The 16,836-nt window shown below is 63.7% G+C and carries 16 protein-coding genes; 8 read left to right on the top strand and 8 right to left on the bottom strand.

All coding sequences use genetic code 11. The features are described from left to right. Positions 1–4: 4 nt before the first annotated feature. Positions 5–628, bottom strand: coding sequence for a cysteine hydrolase (locus tag J4F42_07900; protein MCE2485421.1), 624 nt, complete (start codon positions 626–628; stop codon positions 5–7). A 12-nt stretch (positions 629–640) separates the two neighbouring features. After that, positions 641–1,285: an OmpA family protein gene (locus tag J4F42_07895; protein ID MCE2485420.1), complete on the bottom strand. Its 645-nt coding sequence runs from the start codon at positions 1,283–1,285 to the stop codon at positions 641–643. Between the two features lie 259 nt (positions 1,286–1,544). Here J4F42_07895 and J4F42_07890 point away from each other — a divergent pair, with 259 nt between their 5' ends. Together J4F42_07890 and J4F42_07885 are read left to right on the top strand one after the other, a co-directional pair. Further along, a complete protein-coding gene (locus tag J4F42_07890) occupies positions 1,545–2,015 on the top strand; it encodes a hypothetical protein (GenBank protein MCE2485419.1) in 471 nt (156 codons plus the stop codon). A 32-nt stretch (positions 2,016–2,047) separates the two neighbouring features. Then, positions 2,048–2,740 (top strand): DUF429 domain-containing protein, encoded by a 693-nt coding sequence (locus tag J4F42_07885; GenBank protein ID MCE2485418.1) that lies wholly within the window; start codon positions 2,048–2,050, stop codon positions 2,738–2,740. Here the strand turns inward: J4F42_07885 and J4F42_07880 are convergent. From J4F42_07880 to J4F42_07860, 5 genes are all read right to left on the bottom strand, one after another. Continuing rightward, positions 2,737–3,459 (bottom strand): hypothetical protein, encoded by a 723-nt coding sequence (locus tag J4F42_07880; GenBank protein ID MCE2485417.1) that lies wholly within the window; start codon positions 3,457–3,459, stop codon positions 2,737–2,739. The two genes, J4F42_07885 and J4F42_07880, sit on opposite strands and share 4 nt — an antisense overlap. Before the next feature lie 462 nt (positions 3,460–3,921). Beyond that, a complete protein-coding gene (locus tag J4F42_07875; GenBank protein MCE2485416.1) occupies positions 3,922–5,706 on the bottom strand; it encodes a hydantoinase B/oxoprolinase family protein in 1,785 nt (594 codons plus the stop codon). A gap of 12 nt (positions 5,707–5,718) precedes the next feature. Further along, the gene (locus J4F42_07870) at positions 5,719–7,794 is read right to left on the bottom strand and encodes a hydantoinase/oxoprolinase family protein (GenBank protein MCE2485415.1); all 2,076 of its coding nucleotides are present in this window, start codon (positions 7,792–7,794) and stop codon (positions 5,719–5,721) included. 38 nt (positions 7,795–7,832) lie between these two features. After that, complete coding sequence (locus J4F42_07865) at positions 7,833–8,354, bottom strand: GDYXXLXY domain-containing protein (protein MCE2485414.1); 522 nt, start codon at positions 8,352–8,354, stop codon at positions 7,833–7,835. After that, positions 8,351–9,658, bottom strand: a complete 1,308-nt coding sequence (locus J4F42_07860) for a DUF2157 domain-containing protein (GenBank protein ID MCE2485413.1) — start codon at positions 9,656–9,658, stop codon at positions 8,351–8,353. Before J4F42_07860 ends, J4F42_07865 begins: the two co-directional genes overlap by 4 nt. A 166-nt stretch (positions 9,659–9,824) precedes the next feature. Here J4F42_07860 and J4F42_07855 point away from each other — a divergent pair, with 166 nt between their 5' ends. From J4F42_07855 to J4F42_07830, 6 genes are all read left to right on the top strand, one after another. Continuing rightward, entirely contained in the window at positions 9,825–10,574 is a 750-nt protein-coding gene (locus J4F42_07855) for a carboxymuconolactone decarboxylase family protein (GenBank protein ID MCE2485412.1), read from the top strand. Between the two features lie 28 nt (positions 10,575–10,602). Further along, on the top strand, positions 10,603–12,564 hold the full coding sequence (locus J4F42_07850; GenBank protein ID MCE2485411.1) for a pyrroloquinoline quinone-dependent dehydrogenase: 1,962 nt from the start codon (positions 10,603–10,605) through the stop codon (positions 12,562–12,564). 73 nt (positions 12,565–12,637) lie between these two features. After that, complete coding sequence (locus J4F42_07845) at positions 12,638–12,931, top strand: DUF1330 domain-containing protein (GenBank protein MCE2485410.1); 294 nt, start codon at positions 12,638–12,640, stop codon at positions 12,929–12,931. 22 nt (positions 12,932–12,953) lie between these two features. Further along, positions 12,954–13,982, top strand: a complete 1,029-nt coding sequence (locus tag J4F42_07840) for an LLM class flavin-dependent oxidoreductase (GenBank protein ID MCE2485409.1) — start codon at positions 12,954–12,956, stop codon at positions 13,980–13,982. Positions 13,983–14,151: 169 nt separating this feature from the next. Then, positions 14,152–14,559: a nuclear transport factor 2 family protein gene (locus J4F42_07835; protein ID MCE2485408.1), complete on the top strand. Its 408-nt coding sequence runs from the start codon at positions 14,152–14,154 to the stop codon at positions 14,557–14,559. Between the two features lie 596 nt (positions 14,560–15,155). Beyond that, positions 15,156–15,956 carry a hypothetical protein gene (locus tag J4F42_07830; protein MCE2485407.1) on the top strand — a complete coding sequence of 267 codons (801 nt, stop codon included), beginning with the start codon at positions 15,156–15,158 and terminating at the stop codon, positions 15,954–15,956. Positions 15,957–15,999: 43 nt separating this feature from the next. On the opposite strand, the gene J4F42_07825 is transcribed toward J4F42_07830, so the two are convergent. Then, positions 16,000–16,830: a methyltransferase domain-containing protein gene (locus J4F42_07825; protein MCE2485406.1), complete on the bottom strand. Its 831-nt coding sequence runs from the start codon at positions 16,828–16,830 to the stop codon at positions 16,000–16,002. Between the last annotated feature and the right edge of the window lie 6 nt (positions 16,831–16,836).

Genomic DNA, 16,836 nt, shown 5'->3' with positions numbered 1-16,836 from the left:
CGTGCTAGGCCAGGGCCTGGATGATGTCGTCAGCCTCACACACGCTGGCAAAGGCCGACAGTATCCCACCCAGGATGACCTGATGGGCCTCTTCGCTGGTGGCGATACAGCAGTCCTTGGGGATGGTCAGAGAATAGCCGCGGTCGATCCCGTCCCGGGCCGTGCCCTCGACAACGCCGTCGGTGGCGACGCCGGTCAGGATCAGGTGGTGCAGCCCCTGGGCCTCGAGAATACCGGCCAGCGGACTGGCGTAAAAGGCGCTGACCCGCGTTTTGACCAGGACGATGTCCTGGGACTGGGCGCTGACCGTATCATGAATCTCGGCTCCCCAGCTGCCGTCTTGCAGGGCCTGGAGTTCCTTCATGTTTGCCCACAGCGGGGCGTTGGTGGGCAGATCGACATAGTCCGGCCGGTAGGCGTGGCGGACGTGAATGACCGGTACGCCGGCCTGCCGAGCCGCAGCGGCGAGCTTGCTGATGGTCTCCAGGATGCCTTGTTCCCGGATGCGCCTGGGCATCGTGCCGCCGGTCAGTTTTCCGCCAAACTTGCCGTCTTCATGAACGATGTCATTCTGACAATCCATGATGAGCAGCGCCGTTTGGCCCTTGGGCAGTGTCACCGTACTCATAGCCTGTCTCCTTTATCGGGGCGTCAGGACGACCCGTCGGTTCATGGCCCGTCCGTCCGGGTTATCGCTGCCGTCCGGGTTCTGGTTCGGTTCAATGGGAACTCCCTCGCCCATGCCGACCGAGTCAAGCCGCGCGGCCGCGACTCCCTGGGCTTCCAGATAGCCGGCAACCGCCGCAGCCCGTCGCTCGGACAGGGTTTGGTTATACGCCTCGGAGCCCCGCGAGTCGGTATGCCCCTCGACCGTGATGTGGACATCGGGACACTCGGTGAGCCGGGCGGCGACTGTATCGAGCACCGGCTCGAAGTCAGGCCGGATGTCCGACTCATCGAAGTCAAACATGACGCCCGGCAGGACCAGTCCTTCACACGGGTCCGGTTCCGGCGGTGGGGGCGGGGGTGGCGGTGGAGGTGGCGGGGGGGGCGGTGGGGGCGGCGGAGGTGGTGGGGGTGGTGGCGGGGGCTCCTCTTGAGCCAGCGCATAGCCGATCATCCCGCCAAGGACGGTCCCGACAGCCGCGCCAATGGCGATCCCCGCCCCCCGTCCATCGCCCTCATTGTCACTCGCCTCGGGTCCGATTCCGGCGCCTATCCCTCCGCCGGCCAGGGCTCCGGCGAGCGCGCCGAGGACCATCCCGTCCCGCTTTTTTGCTGGCATGCTGCACGCGCTTATCCCGACGATAGCGAACACCCACAGTATCCAGAATCTCACTCCTCGCTGCATCGCGTCCCTCTCTTCCGCAGTCCTTCCCCCATCTGCCCAGCCGCGTGTGATTTGGGCAGGTCTCTGGGATCACGCCCCTATCTGACTTTTTTCGGAAAAGCAAGAACAGCTCAGACACTGGATAGACGCGATTGCAGGGGCGTGGGGCGGCGGACTATAAAGACGCTTCAGCCCGCAGAAAAAGGAGAGACGGGTGAGGAGCATTACGATTATGACCCACGCTGGGGTGGTGACCGGCTTGGCCGGCCTTTTTTTTGGCGGTCTGGCCTGGGTCTACCATTCTCCGTATGGCCTGCCGATGGTCGTCGGCAGCCTGGGCCTGCTCGCCGTCAGCGCAGCCTGGGGCTGGTACTACGGCTTCAGTCCCATGTGGCGACCCACCGGCTGGGAGGATCAGGTTGAAGCGCATCCGCACCCGTTCGTGGTTTCGACCCAGCAATTTCCGCCCTATATCCTGCGGCGGGCCAAACACGGCGCGCGCTTTGGCACTGCGGTGTACCCGTTGGAAGGCCAGGACGTAGCTGACGAGGCCCAGGCCGTGTACGGCCTCCAGTGGCACCAGCAGCAGGAAGCCGAAGAGGGTCACCGTTGGGTGGTAGACCTTCTGCGGAGCGGCAATTTTGCCGACCTTGAGCCGTTTCGGGCCAGCTCGGACCAGTCCTGATCCGCATCTTTTGATCGGAGCACCGGAAGAGTATGTGGACGGCTGGCGTGGATGGCTGTCCGGCCGGGTGGTTGGTGGTGTGTCTTAGTCCCCAGACGCAGGAACCCGTCGTCCGGCTGTGCCCCGACTTTGGCGCCGTCCTTGCCCTCCACCCCAGGCCGAACCTCATCGCCATTGATATCCCGATTGGTCTGCTGGACCGGCGCCAGGTCGGTGGGCGGGAATGCGACCGCCTGGCGCGCCGCCGGCTGCCCGGCCGGGCCAGCAGCGTGTTCAGTCCGCCGGTCCGCAGTTTGCTCGGAGCGACCCGCTATGACCAGGTCCGTGGCCACGGGCTGAGCATCCAGGCATTTGGCATCATGGCCAAAATCCGGGAAGTGGACCGGCTGATGACCCCCGAGCTGCAAGGGCGGGTGTACGAAGCCCACCCCGAGTTGGCCTTTCGGTCGCTGGACGGGGTGGTGATGCGGCACAGTAAAAAGACCCCGGTCGGACGTGAGGAACGCCTGCGGGCACTCGAACGGCTGGCCTCATTTCGGGCTGTTCGAAATCTGCTCGACACGGTCACGACCCGCTACCGGCGTGTGCAGGTCGGGCTCGACGATTGTCTGGACGCGTGTGTCCTGGCCTGGCTGGCCGGGCGGATTGCCGCCGGCGCGGCCCAGCGGCTTCCGGCCCAGCCGCCGCTCGATGCCAAGGGCCTGCGGATGGAGATCTGGTATTAGCGTATCTCGGTGACCACGAAACTCTGTTGAGGCTCGTCCCACTCGACCGTAACGCTGTGGCCCGCACTCGGAAAATCATCGACGCGGCACATGCCGCTCGCCCCGCTCACGAACTCCGTCTCGAAGGCCACAACAGAGAAGTCCCGGGAAGCCACCGCTTCGCCGTTTTGCATGAGGCGGATGGTTTTCTCGCCCGAGCCGAGAAGGGTCCAATTCATGGGTGCACCGAAACCGTTGAGGCTATCGCCACAGGCGGATTCGGTATCCGCTCGCGAGCCGCCATGCGGAAGGGGAACGCTGGTAATGACCCCATTCGCGTCGCTGATCTCGGCCTCAAGGTTCCCCTCCAGGCACGACCAGCCTGAGATCAGGCCGATGCCGCTCACCGTCGAACCCTGCGCCGGTACTTCCAGCGCAACATCACGGGCGGGTCGGTCTGCTTCCGGGGCGCTGAAGGTGGCCGCCGTTATCGTTCCAGCCGCCGTGCTGCTGACGTGAGCCACGACTAGACTGCGCTCCGCGTCCCACTCCACCTGATCGTAGTTCACGTGCTCGACTGTGTGTGTTGTTGTCTCAAAAGCCCCGTTTTGCTCCGTCGCTGTAAACGTGGCAATGACGGCTCCAACGCACCCCGCCTGGACAGGTGGAAAACCAAGAGCCGGATCATACTCTCCATAGCAGGAGAGCGGAACGCACAGCACGAAGTCGTCGAAAGTCATGCTGAAACGCTGCCCGGTGTTGTCCAGCCTGCATTGTATGTCGCTGTCCTCAACCGAGACGGACCAGACATTTGCCGAGGCCGGGTCACACAGGCCCTCTGGGACGGCGGCCGGTGGCTCGGCATCTCCAACGAACCGATACGAATATGCAGAGGTGCAGGTCGCAGGCCCCAGGACGTTGTCTGCGCTTTCGGCGATACCACGAAATGCCCCCGGTTCGCTGTCTGGAAAAGGATTCCAGGTATACACCCCGTGTCCGCTTCCCACGGAGACGGTCCCCAGCGCGTCAGCTTCCTGAGCCCATACCGGCCCCGACATCAGGCACAACCCTCCAAGCAGGAAGAAGCCGAATCGTCTGGGACCGACCCGTGTCATTCCGCGTCAAAGAAAACGTGCGGGCCTCCGAGGTACGCCTATCACTATCTGTGTTCTGTGGCGCGGAACCTGGAAGCTGGGCAAGACTCACGACCGCTGCGCCCTGCGCCGCGCGGTCGCCTGGGCGTCGATCCGCATCGTCGTTGGATCGATCACCACGCCGTAGTCTTTTTCGGCCATGGCAAGGGTGATGAAATCGTCCAGCACGTCGTCCAGCACCCGCTCCGGGTCGCGCTCAAACGGATCGCCGTAGCTGCCGCTGTTGGCCGTCTTGATCTGTAGCAACTCGTCAGCCTGCATCGGATAGCCGGTGACTTTGCTGTGCAGACGCTGTTCGCCCTCGACCCCGGGGTTCTTGATCATGGACGCCCGACAGCCGTCCTGGCCCTTGAAGATGCCTTTGGGCGGATCGAAATGCCGCTCGGCCTCCGAGGACAGATAGCCGGGCACCAGAAAGCGATTTTCCCGGACAATCCCGACTCCGCCGCGCCACTTGCCCGGCGCGATCGGCTCTTCTCGCAATTCATAGCGCTCGTTGCGCATGGGAAAGCGCAGGTCAAGCTCTTCGACCGGATTATTGCGGGTGTTTTCAATCAGGCAGGCAATCGAGTCGAGGCCGTCCTTGCCGTGTCGGCCGCCCCAGTTGCCCTCGTTGACCTCCAGATAGACCCAGTATTGGCCTTTGTCTTCCTGAAATCCGCTGTAGCTCAGAAAATGGACGTGGGCCGCATTGCCGGCACACACCTTGTCCGGCACGGCCTGGGCCAGCGCCAGGTTCACCCCGTCGGCCAGATACTGGACCTGGTTGAAGCGGCTGAAGCAGGCGCGTGGAAAGCGCGGATTAAAGATTGTGCCCTCCGGCGCAATGACCTTGATCGGCCGAAAGATGCCCTCGTTCTGGGGCACGGCATCCGGAAACGTGGCCTCGTCGAGCAGGATGCTGCGCACAATGACATACGAGGCGACCAGGGTGCTGCCCTCATACGGCACGTTATAGCCGGTCGGCACTTCCGGGCTGGAGCCAGTCAGGTCAATCGTCAGCTCGCTGCCCTCGACCTTGACGCTGACGCACACGGCCAGCGGTTGGTCACGGTTACGCCCATCGTCGTCCAGATACTGGGTCGGGGCGGTGTACTCGCCGTCGGGGATTTTTTCGATCTCGCTGCGCAGCATGCGCTCCGAGTAGTCCATCAGCTCATGGGCGGTATCCAGCACCGTCTCCACGCCGTACTTCTCGACCAGGCTGAGGAAACGCTCGCGCCCCAGCTGACAGGCCGCAATCATCGACTCGATATCGCCGGTATTCATCTCCGGGGTGCGGACATTATCCAGGAAGAACTGCCACAGATCCTCGTTTTTGACCCCGGCGTTGTACAGCTTGATGCCGTTGAACAGCCGCGACTCGGCCCACACGTCAACCACATCCACGTTCAGGCCCGGCGCCGCGCCGCCCATGTCGAGCAGGTGGGCCGTGACCGCAGCAAAACCGATCAGGCGGCCGTCCCAGAACACCGGCACGGCCACGGCCAGGTCGGGCGTGTGGGTCGAGCCGTGGTAGGGATGGTTGTGCAGGATCACATCGCCGTCGTTGATCTTGCCGTCCAGGCGTTTGAGAAAGCCCCGGATATAGGCCGGCAGCGAGCCGACGTGCATGGGCGAGGTGTCGCTCTCGCAGATCTCGTCGCCCTCGGCGTCGTACAGCCCGGCGCCGAGGTCTTCGGACTCGCGGATGATGCTGGAGTACGACATCCGGTACAGGACGTGGGCCATCTCCTTGGCCGCAGCCGTGAACGCGCCGTTGAGGACGCGCAGGGTAATGGGATCGATCGTCCGAGCCGAGCCGTGGCTACCGCTACTGTCTGTCTGTGACATACGCCTGTCTCCTTATCGACACTCAATCAGAATCGTCCCGTACCGATCAACCTCGGCGGTCAGGCCGGGATTGATGACGACCGTACTGTCGAGCTGTTCTATGATGGCCGGGCCGCTGATGCGGTTACCGGCCTTGAGCAGGTCTCGTCGGTAAAATGCGCTGGCCAGCCGTGTCGGCTTGCCGTCCTGGCTGAACACCACCTCGTGGCTGGCGGTCAGCGCGTCTGCGGGCGAGGCGTCTCCGGCCGGCAGCTGTGTGAGCCGCAGCTCGGGCATCAGCCCCACGCCCTGAACCCGGATGTTCACAATCTGGATGTCACTGTCCGGGAAGCGGCGCACATATTCGCGCTCGTGGGCCTGATGAAACGCCTCTGCGGCTCGCTCCTGCCAGGCCTGGTCAATTGGTCCGGCCGGTAGCTCGACCCGCAGCTCATAGCCCTGACCGATATAGCGGCAGTCGGCAATGCGCCGCAGCAGGCTGTGTGCGGGGTCGAGCCGGTCGGCCTGCAAGCGCTCGGTCGCCTGTCGCTCCAGGCTGGCAAAGTCTGCGCCCAGCCTGTCGCGGTCCAGGCTGGAGAACAGCTGCATCTCGGTGCTGACGAACTCGTACACGATGTCGGTGGCCAGCAGACCCAGGGCCGAGGTAATGCCCGGATAGCGCGGCACCAGGATCTGCGGAATACCCAGTTCCTGGGCGATATCACAGGCAAACAGCGGCCCGGCGCCGCCCGCCGCCACCAGCGCAAAATCGCGCGGGTCGTAGCCTTTGCGTACGCTGCTGATCTCAATGCCCTCGACCATGCCGTGGGTCAGAATCCGCGCCACGCCCAGCGCGGCCTGTTCCAGGTCTGTACCCAGAGGGCGGCACAGCTGGCGCTCAATGGCGTCCTCGGCCAGCCGTTTGTGGAGCGGGACCCGGCCACCCAGAAAGCTCTCGGGCCGCAGCCGACCGAGCACGACCAGGGCGTCGGTGGCGGTCGGTTGATCGCCGCCCCGACCGTAACACGCCGGACCGGGTTCGGCGCCCGCGCTTTTTGGCCCGACCCGGAACATGCCGCCCGCGTCAATATAGGCCAGGCTGCCGCCCCCGGCTCCGATAGCGTCAATTTCGACCATCGGGATCATGGCGTGATAGCCCCCGACCTGGGTGTCGAGCAGGTGCTTCATGCGCGTCTGGCCGTTTGCTGCCACGCCGATATCGGCCGAGGTGCCGCCCACATCGAGGGTGATGACGCTCGGCGAACCGGCCGTTTTGCCGGTCCAAATCCCGCCGATCAGGCCGGCCACGGGTCCCGACATCAGCAGGTTGACCGGCCGTTGCATCGCTCCCTGGGGCGTGGCTACGCCGCCCACCGAGGTCATCAGGTGCAGGCCGCCGCGCAGGCCTTTGGCGCTCACCGCGCGGTTGAGGCGCTCGATGTACTGGCTGACCTTGGGACCGATTGAGGCGTTCAAACACACCGTGCTGAAGCCCTCGTACTCGCGGTACTGGGGCAGCACCTCGTGCCGCACGGACAAATAGGCGTCGGGAAACTCCTCCTGGACAATGGCCTTGGCGCGCTGCTCGTGGTCCGGGTTCAGAAACGAAAACAGAAAACAGATGGCGACCGCTTCGACCCCCTCGGCCTTCATCATCCGCACCGCCTCACGCACCTCGTCCTCGTTGAGCGGGGCGAGCACCTCGCCGTCCGGGGCAATGACCCGCTCGCTGATCGGACGCCGATAGCGTCGCCGCACCAGGGGGTGCTGCTGCCACGGCACGTCCTGGTACAGGCTGAAGGACAGGGGGCGTTTATGGCGGGCGATGTGCAGAATATCGCGGTAGCCCCTGGTCGTCAGCATGCCGACCTTGGCGCCGTTGTGTTCCAGCACGATATTGGTGGCGACCGTCGTGCCGTGAAACAGGTGGTCAAGGCCAGCCGGCTCAACCCCGGCCCGCTCGCACACGGCGTCCAGCCCCAGCAGGGTGGCCTCAGCCGGGTCGGCCGGGGTGCTGGGCAGCTTATGGATCACCACCTGACCCTGGTCTTCGTCCACATAAATCAGGTCGGTGAAGGTTCCGCCGACATCAATACCAACACGTTTCATACACAGCCTTCTTTCTTGCTCGCCTGCTGCGGCTCGCCTCAGTCCTGAGCCGGAGGCGGAATGACCTCCTTGAGCGCCGCCTTGCCAGTCTCGGATACCATCACAACGGCAAGGCCGCCACTACGAAGATCGTCCTCCAGTTGCACCGCTTTGTCTTTCGGGGCAAAGAACGCTTCGATCCCATACGCGACGCGATACGGTGGAGTATTATGGGTAATCCGGCCGCGCAGAAAGACGCCGTCCGCCGGCCGGTCGACAGACGCCCCGGCAAAATCGTACACATGCTCTTCGTCCTGTTGGAGGCTCACGTACAAGACCTCGCCGACGCGGGGACGTGTTATCGGCTCGCCCAGCGCGTCCTCGGGCAGCGTGGTGAACCCGTAGCTCAGGCGGGCGTAGTTGCCGCGAAACAGCGAACGGGGATCAACCGGAATCGTTCTGACGTGGATTTCCCTGCCGGTCCACAGGGGGATGGCGGCGTTGACGACCATGCCGAGCAGGACGAAAAACTGCAAGGCGATGGTGGCGCACAGCGCGAGCGCGATGTGTCGGCGCGTCATGCTGGGCCTGCCTGTGTCTGCCGCACTTTCCAATACCGCGCCGCTCCCAGCAGCAGGGCCAGCACCAGGAACAGCAGCGCGGCGCCGATGTAGTCGCCGATCAAGTCCACATAGCGCAGGAAGGCGGTCAGAAGAATTGCGCCGACACCCAGCGAGAAGTAGTGCGAGACGCCGCGCAGCGTGCCCTGAACGATCAGCCAGGTGCCCGCCCCGACAAGGGCGATATTATCGAGGATCTGGAGATACACCGCATCATCCGCATCCTCGATCAGGATCACTGCGAGCATGGCGGCAGCGCTCAGCAGGCTCAGGGTGAGGAGCGAGGGCAGCCGTGCGGTCTTGGTCCCAAGCCACACGGCGCCTGCCAGCAAGGCACCGACCATGACCCACATCGACCCCAGGTTGTTCCAGTCGGCCTCAATCAGACCGGCCCAGGGCGCCTCAAAGCTCAGCACGAGCAGGCTGAGGAGACCCAAGCGCAGGGTCCACAGCGACAGCACCGCACCATAGTCCTTGGCCTTGGCCTCGTCTCTGGCCTGCAAGCAATGGCTGGCGGCGTGGGCAAGAATGAACAGCGCCACGCCGACGAAGAGGTGCTCGGCCGCCGGCTCCAATCGTCCAGAGCTGTCTGCCCACAGGACAGACAACGCGGCTTCAATCCAGAAGAAGAGACTGACGACAGCGGTCAGAAACAGGGTGATGCTCGGTCGGCCCCTGACCAGGACGTACAGCTGCGCCGCCAGAAACAGCGGAAACGACGCGCCGAAGAAGCCCAGCGCGTATTCCATGAAAAACCACACCAGGGCCAGCCAGGCGCTCAGCAGCGTGAGCCAGGCATGACACAGCACGACGCCGAGCGGCAGACCGCCGAGCGCCCACCAGAACACCCCGTCGGGCATATGCTCGCCCAGATGATAGATCTGCGCGATCAGGATGATGGATGCGCCGTAGAACAGGTTGCCCAGGATGAAGAGGCCCGCAGCCTGCGAGGTCCTGTCCGACAGGTGGAGCCGCAGCGCCAGGCCGTGGGTGCCGACGGTCAGGGCGAGTAAGCCCGCCATCCGCAGCTCCCGTGGGAGCGTGTCCCAGTTCGCTCCGATCACCGTAATCAGGGCCAGCCCAATGAAGACACAGCCCAGGACGACCAGCAGACTGTAGGACGTCGAACGGGCGAGTATCGCGGTGTAATCGACGCCGTACAGCCGGCAGATCGCTTGCGCCTGGTCAACCGAGATCAGCTCCCGGTCAACCCAGGTCGAGATCTCTCTGGCCAAGTCTTTTTTGAGCAGGCGGATCAGTCGCACGCCTGTCAGCATACCAGGACCGAGCGCGCAGGTTCCAGCGTGCCGTGAAACAGGCCGCCCATGTCTGCCTGGTCCCATACTCTACGCGGGTGGCCGGCAAGCGCCTGGCACGGCACAGGCATTTGCAGTAAGACGGACGTATTCTCGGCTCGTGACAGGGGGGCGTATGCACAAGCGGACAACAATGACGCGCGGTTGGAGGGGAAGCGGGACGCTGGCAATCGGGCTCGTTTGTGCTGTGGGCCTGTTGCCGCTGGCCGCGCAAGCCCAAAGCACAGCCTACAACCAGACCGCGCTGGTTGCGCTGTGTAAAATATCTGCGGCCGGCGCCTCGGGACGGTTCGACACTGCCGAGCAGCTCTTCAGCCAGGGCAAGGACGCCGGACTCAGCCAGCTCCAGATGTACGAGGCGGTCCTGAACCTGCTGCCCTACATCGGCTATCCGCGGACCCTGAGCACGTTGGGACGCTTTCAGCGGGTGTATCCCGACTACATCAGCCAACGCTCGCAGGGGCAGAGTCCGCAGCCGACCGAACCCTGGCCGGAGTATGCCCCGAGCATTTGGGGCGAACGCGGGATGCGGGTGCAAGAGCGGCTGACCGGCGGCAGTGAGGAGACCCAGCAGCTCATCAAGCGGCTCAGTCAGATCAGTCCCGAACTGGCCGAATGGGTGCGCTACGACGACTTTGGCCGGGTCTTTGGTCGGGCCGGGCTGCTGCTGATCGAACGCGAAGCCATCGTGCTGGGTGCGCTGATTGCCCAGGGGGCGCTCCAGATCGCGTTTCACTACAAGGCCCTGCTCCGGGTTGGGGGCGATGACAGCCTGGTCGATGCCTTGCTTGAAGCGGTAGCGGACATTGTGGATAAAAACGCGCTGGCCTCCGCGCGGCAGCATATTGCCGAGGCACGCCAGTAGGACGACAGCACCTCTGGGCGTCATGGATATGCGCTTGATTTGGGGTGTTGTCGGCCTCCTCCTGGCGATCTTTTGCGGCGCCTGCGATCCCTCCGCCTCCGCTCCGTTCGTCCCTCGCCCCGACGCGCCGGTCAGCCCCTGGTCGGCCTATGGCGGCGATGAGGGGGGGCAACGCCATAGCCCGCTTAGCGAGATCACCCGGGATAATGTGAACCGTCTGGCGATTGCCTGGGAGTACCATACCGGGGACCTGTCGGACGGGACGGGAGACATCCCGTCAACCAGCGCCTTTCAGGCCACCCCCATTATGGTCGATCAGACGCTCTATTTTTGTACGCCCTTCAACCGGGTGATCGCCCTCGATCCTGAAACCGGCCAGGAGCGCTGGACCTACGACCCGCACACCGATCTGTCCGGGCAGTACGCCAACCAGCTGGTGTGTCGCGGGGTTTCGAGCTGGCTGGACGCAGACCGGCCGGCCGGAGCTGCCTGCCGGCGACGTATCTTCACCGCCACTAACGACGCCCGGCTCATCGCCCTCGACGCGGCCACCGGTACGCCGTGCGCGGACTTTGGCGACACGGGCGTCGTCGATCTGAATCCCGGCGTTGGGGATATCCGGTGGCTGGGCGAGTATCAGGTGACTTCGCCACCGGCGATTGTGCACGATCTGGTGATCGTGGGATCAGCGGTGGCCGATAATGTACGCGTGAATCCGCCCAGCGGGGTGGTGCGGGCCTGGGATGCGCGAACCGGGAAGCTGCGCTGGAGCTGGGATCTTGCCCCGCCCGACTTCGTACCGAGCCCGGACAACACCGGTTCGGTGGGCTATGCCCTGGGCACGCCAAACGTGTGGGCGCCCATGTCGGTTGATACCCGGCGCGACCTCGTCTTTGTGCCGACCGGGAATCCGTCGCCGGACTACTTCCGGGGCGACTCGAACCTCGACTACTACGGCAGTGCGGTCGTGGCGCTCCGGGCTTCGACCGGGCGGGTCGTCTGGCACTACCAGACCGTGCACCGCGACCTGTGGGATTTTGACGTTCCGGCTCAACCCGCTCTGGTCAGCCTGAGACGTGGCGACCAAGCCGTTCCCGCACTGGTCCAGACCACAAAAATGGGTTTCGTGTTTGTTCTCCATCGTGAGACCGGCCGTCCCCTGTTCGAGATCGAGGAGAGACCGGTCCCCCAGGGTCGGGTGCCGGGCGAGCGCCTCTCGCCCACCCAGCCCTTTCCGCTCAAGCCGCCGCCGCTGGCGGGCTTGGACCTGCGGCCCGAGCAGGCCTGGGGCTTGACCCGGTTGGACCGGGTCGTGTGTCGAGACAAGCTGAAGGCCCTGCGCTGGGAAGGCATGTACACCCCGCCAAGCCGGGAGGGCACGCTGATGTATCCGGGTAACGCCGGGGGGTCAAACTGGGGCAGCGTTGCCTTCGACCCGGAGCGGCAGCTGCTGATTGCCAATACCCAAGACCTGCCCTGGATAGTGCGGCTGTTTGCGGCTGAGGACTATGAACGCGAACGCGCCGCCCACCCCGGTGTCGAGATTGCGCCACAGCGCGGTATGCCGTATGGGCTGCACCGCGAAATGCCCCTGTCCCCGCTGGGTCTGCCGTGCAACCCCCCGCCGTGGGGCAGCCTTGCCGCAGTCGATCTGGTCAGCGGTGAGCTGCGCTGGCAGGAGCCGCTCGGTATTGCTCGGCTCGGCCCTCTTGCGTTGGAGGGGCTACCCAACGCCGGCGGTCCGCTCGTTATCGGCAGCGGTCTGATTTTTATTGGCGCGACGTTTGACAACTCTCTGCGGGCCTTTGATCTGGAGACGGGCGAGGAAGTCTGGCGGGCCGGTCTGCCGGCCGGCGGGCAGGCCACTCCCATGACGTATCGGTCTCGCACCGGCGGCAAACAGTACGTCGTCATTGCTGCGGGCGGGTACGGGCGGGTCGACCTGCCCGGCAACCTGGGCGATGCGCTGGTCGCTTTCGCGCTTGAATGAGGTGGGTCTGCCACGCGTCGCCTGGACAAGCCGTGACCCGGCGGCTACAAGAGTCCCCGAAAGGAGTACGCTCATGAGTGTCATGGTTCTGGTTCAAGGCAATCCCGATCCGACGAAGGCTGAGGCGCTGAAACAATACCAACAGACGGCCCGGACGGTTGTCGCCAAGCATGGCGGCGAAGTCCTGGCGAGAGGCGGCGGCCTCGGCAAGCTGCACGGTGCAAAAGAGTATCAGGTCGGTATCGTAATCCGTTTTCCGGATAAAGCTGCGGTTGACGCCTGGTATGCCGACCCCGACTACCAGGCTGTGTTGCCGCTGCGCCACGAGGCGTATGCGGATTTAGAGATCACGCTGTATCAGGAATAAGCGATACACAGGGGACGTAGCGATGAAGTTCGGCATTATGGTCATGCCCCAGCACCCGCGGACCGATTCCTCGACCAAACGGTTCCGCGAAACGCTCCAACTCACCCGTCTGGCGCGGGATGCCGGCTTTGACTCGATTGCCTGCGGCCAGCACTTTCTGTCGCCGCCGTACCAGAACCTGCAGAGCATTCCGCTGCTGGCGCGGCTGGCGGCCGACAGCGGTTCGATGGACCTCATCCTGTCGATTGTGCTGCTGCCGCTGTACAGCCCGGTCGGGCTGGCCGAAGACGTGGCCTCGCTGGATGTCATCAGCGACGGCAGGCTGGTGTTCGGGCTGGGGCTGGGCTACCGGGACATTGAGTATGAGGCGTTCAATACCACCCGGCGAGATCGTACCGGCCGCTTTCTCGAAGCCTTGGAGCTGATTCGTCGGTTGTGGACCGAAGACGAGGTGAGCTTTGCCGGCCAGCACTTCTCGCTGAGCGGCGGCACCTGCACCATCCGCCCGGTCCAAAAGCCCCACCCCCCAATCTGGATCGCGGCCAATCACGATAGCGCGGTTGCCCGGGCGGGCCGCCTGGGCTGCGCCTGGCTGCTCAACCCGCACGCAACCCTGTCTACGCTCGCACGTCAGATGGAGGTCTACAAGGCAGCGCTCAGAGAGGCCGATGCCAGCCCACCGTCAGATTTTCCCATCATCAAGGAAATGCACCTGGCCACCACCCGGGACGAAGCCGTGCGGGTCGCTCAGCCGTATCTCGAACCCAAATATCAGGCCTACGCCGACTGGGGTCAGGACAAGGCCATGCCGGGCCAGGAGTCGTTTCGGGTACCGTTTGAAGCCTTGGCCCACGACCGTTTCATCCTGGGCAGCGTAGACGACGTGATTCAACAGATCGAGACCCATCGGGACCGGTTGGGCGTCAACCATTTTATTTTCCGCATCTGGTGGCCGGGCATGGAAGCCTACCACGCCTACCGGGTGCTTGAGCTGATGGGTACGCATGTGATCCCGCATTTTCGGAACGGCCAAGACCCTGTGGACAGCTAAGACTCCTCGGACAGCGAGATGCCATTCCGGAAAGACGTGACCGTTTCGGTGCAGATATGGCCCCGGGCGAGTGATCGCCAAGTCGGTGAGGGGAAAGCGAGGGAGCTTGACGATGCAACGTCCGCCATTTCCTCCTTTTAATGAAGAGACCGCGAGGCAAAAGGTTCGTATGGCCGAGGATGCGTGGAACGGTCGTGATCCCGCCAAAGTCGCGCTTGCGTACACCCCCGACAGCAAATGGCGCAACCGAGCAGAGTTTCTCAGCGGGCGTGCTGATATTGAGGCGTTCCTGACCAGAAAGTGGAACAAGGAACTCGAGTATCGACTCATCAAGGAACTCTGGACGTTTGACGAGAATCGTATCGCGGTGCGCTTCGCCTACGAGTATCACAACGATAGCGGCACTTGGTTCCGCGCCTACGGCAATGAAAATTGGGAATTTGACGAAAACGGCTTGATGCGCCGTCGGATCGCCAGCATCAATGACCTGCCGATAGCCGAAAGCGAGCGTCATTTCCGATGGCCCTTGGGCCGCCGCCCCGACGACCATCCGGGTCTGAATGACCTTGGACTTTGAGTGCAACGGAACAGCTTTGTAAACGGCGGGATTCCCCGCTTGGCTGAACCGCTTCCGCGTCAAGTCCGGTGGGTCGGTAGGTCGGCTTAGCGTAGCGTAAGCCGACATTTTCGTCTAGAGCATTTTCACCCTATGTTGAGTCATGGCTGTGTGGGCGAGGCCGTGGGACATGCCTCGGGCCAGACATGGAAGCCGGGAGCATGACGCCGACCGCTTGTGAAGCCTCGCAGGCGTATCGAAGATCACTGAAAATGCTCTAACCTAACCTACCGCTTGAGCTGATGGGCACGCATGTGATCCCGCATTTTCGGAACGGCATGGAGTCGGAGAAGTCGGCTTAACGAAGCGTCATCCGACACCCTTGCTCGGGAGGGAGGCTCAGCGCGAGTCGACGCTCCTGGGTGCTGTCCTATTTTGAACTGTAAGCCACTGTTTCTGTTGAGGGAAAAACCTCAAATTAGGACAGTACCCGCTCCTGCTCGTGTCTTGACCTCGCTGTCGGCGCCATGCTATGAGAAGCCCCGAGCCGGAGATATAGGTGACACGTGCGAATATGATGCTCTGGTCCGTCTTGGCTCGTTCCAGGAGAGAAGCTCATGAGCAGCCCCATCCAAGCACAAGCATCCTTACCCTACATCAAGCCAACCAAAGAAGCGCCCATCTCCTACGCCGGCTACCCGGAATTAGAAAACCTGCACTATGACTGGCAGCAGGTCGAGATCCGAAGCGCCCGGACCATTCCTGGCGGCGCCTCGCTGAAGACCCACGGCTTTCGTGCGGTGAAACACCCCACTGCTATTGGAGTGTTTGACGAATCGGATACCTGGCATCCCCCATTTCTCGTTGAGGTGGAGCAGCTGCTCAAAGCCCTGACCGGGGCGTCGGCCGTCGTCACTCTCGGCGCGGCCTACCGCAGCGTGATACTCAAAGGGAGTTTCGCGCCGGCTTCCTTTTGTCACAGCGATTTCACGTCTGTCGGCGCCGCCATGCATGTCGGCCAGCTGGACCCTGAGTTGGCCGACCTTCGTCTGGCCAAGCGATTCGCGGCGTACAATGTCTGGCGTTTGGTATCAGGAGCACCGCAGGACGTCCCCCTCGCGCTGTGCGATGCGCGATCCGTCCGATCCGCCGATGTCGTCCCGGGGAAGGCCTACTACGGCGGTCCCGACAACACGGCCCTGTGGGGGGAGATGGCGATGTTCCGCTTCAACCCGGCGCACCGCTGGTACTTCTACCCTGACCTGAGCAACGACGAGGTTCTCATCTGGTGCGGTTACGACTCCGACCCCGCCTTCGCCTCCATCGTTCCCCATACTGCGTTCCGCGACCCTACCTGCCCGATGCCGGTTCCTCCCCGCGCCAATGTGGAATGTCGGTGTCTCGCCTTCTTCGACTAGAGCCTGGTAGGTCGGATTAGCGAAGCGTAAGCCGACACCTCTGCTACGACCGCTGGGCAACAAAAAACAGGCGACGAAACGGAAACGGCGTGCCGTGCGGACCCGGCGGGTAGGCGGCGGCGAGCCGCTGTCCGTAGACGGCCAGGAAGGCCTCATGCTGCTGCTCGGGCAGCCGACTGAGAACGGGGCGTAGCGCCGTGCCCTTCATCCATTCGAGCACCGCGTCTTGGCCGTCGAGCAGGTGGTGGTAAATCGTTTCCCACACCTCGACCCCGAAGCCGGCCCGCCGCAGGGTCTGGGCGTACCAGTCCGGTTTCTCTGCAAACTGGCGCTCCTCCCAGAAAAGGGAATCGTGATGTCCTTGAGATATCGTGTTGTGATCACGATTCCCTTTTGAGTCGAGCCGGGTTGCCCATGGGTCTTGGCGGACCAGCTCGTACAGCAGCCGGTGAGCGGGCTGATCGAAGTTACGCGGCATCTGAACGGCCAATACGCCGTGCGGGGCAAGCAGGCTGAGGAGGTGGGGGAGGACGCGGGCGTGGTCGGGCACCCACTGCAACGCAGCGTTCGAGACAATACAATCGAGCCGGTGCTCGGGCTGCCAGGCGGCCAGGTCGGCCTGGATGAAATGCAGCCGGGGCTGGGCCGGTAGCTGGCCGGCCTTTTCCAGCATGTGGGGAGAATTATCGACGCCGTAGACCGTGGCCTCGGGCCAGCGCGCACACAAGGTCCGGGTCAGCGTGCCGGGACCGCAACCCAGGTCGGCTGCGGTGTGGACCTGTCGGTCGTCAGGGATGCGGCCGACGAGGTCGAAGAAGGGCTGCGCGCGTTCACGGCCGAAGCGTTGGTACTGGTGGGGATCCCAGCGGTTCATGCCTGT

This window comes from Desulfurellaceae bacterium, from assembly GCA_021296095.1.
Lineage (GTDB): Bacteria > Desulfobacterota > Binatia > Bin18 > Bin18 > JAAXHF01.
This window is presented reverse-complemented; position numbering and strand designations above follow the sequence as displayed.

Coding starts and splice junctions, on each gene's coding strand:
- J4F42_07900 (MCE2485421.1), bottom strand. CDS start 628: ATGAGTACGGTGACACTGCCCAAGGGCCAAACGGCGCTGCTCATCATG.
- J4F42_07895 (MCE2485420.1), bottom strand. CDS start 1,285: ATGCCAGCAAAAAAGCGGGACGGGATGGTCCTCGGCGCGCTCGCCGGA.
- J4F42_07885 (MCE2485418.1), top strand. CDS start 2,048: ATGTGGACGGCTGGCGTGGATGGCTGTCCGGCCGGGTGGTTGGTGGTG.
- J4F42_07880 (MCE2485417.1), bottom strand. CDS start 3,459: ATGACTTTCGACGACTTCGTGCTGTGCGTTCCGCTCTCCTGCTATGGA.
- J4F42_07875 (MCE2485416.1), bottom strand. CDS start 5,706: ATGTCACAGACAGACAGTAGCGGTAGCCACGGCTCGGCTCGGACGATC.
- J4F42_07870 (MCE2485415.1), bottom strand. CDS start 7,794: ATGAAACGTGTTGGTATTGATGTCGGCGGAACCTTCACCGACCTGATT.
- J4F42_07865 (MCE2485414.1), bottom strand. CDS start 8,354: ATGACGCGCCGACACATCGCGCTCGCGCTGTGCGCCACCATCGCCTTG.
- J4F42_07855 (MCE2485412.1), top strand. CDS start 9,825: ATGCACAAGCGGACAACAATGACGCGCGGTTGGAGGGGAAGCGGGACG.
- J4F42_07850 (MCE2485411.1), top strand. CDS start 10,603: ATGCGCTTGATTTGGGGTGTTGTCGGCCTCCTCCTGGCGATCTTTTGC.
- J4F42_07845 (MCE2485410.1), top strand. CDS start 12,638: ATGAGTGTCATGGTTCTGGTTCAAGGCAATCCCGATCCGACGAAGGCT.
- J4F42_07840 (MCE2485409.1), top strand. CDS start 12,954: ATGAAGTTCGGCATTATGGTCATGCCCCAGCACCCGCGGACCGATTCC.
- J4F42_07835 (MCE2485408.1), top strand. CDS start 14,152: ATGGCCGAGGATGCGTGGAACGGTCGTGATCCCGCCAAAGTCGCGCTT.
- J4F42_07830 (MCE2485407.1), top strand. CDS start 15,156: ATGAGCAGCCCCATCCAAGCACAAGCATCCTTACCCTACATCAAGCCA.
- J4F42_07825 (MCE2485406.1), bottom strand. CDS start 16,830: ATGAACCGCTGGGATCCCCACCAGTACCAACGCTTCGGCCGTGAACGC.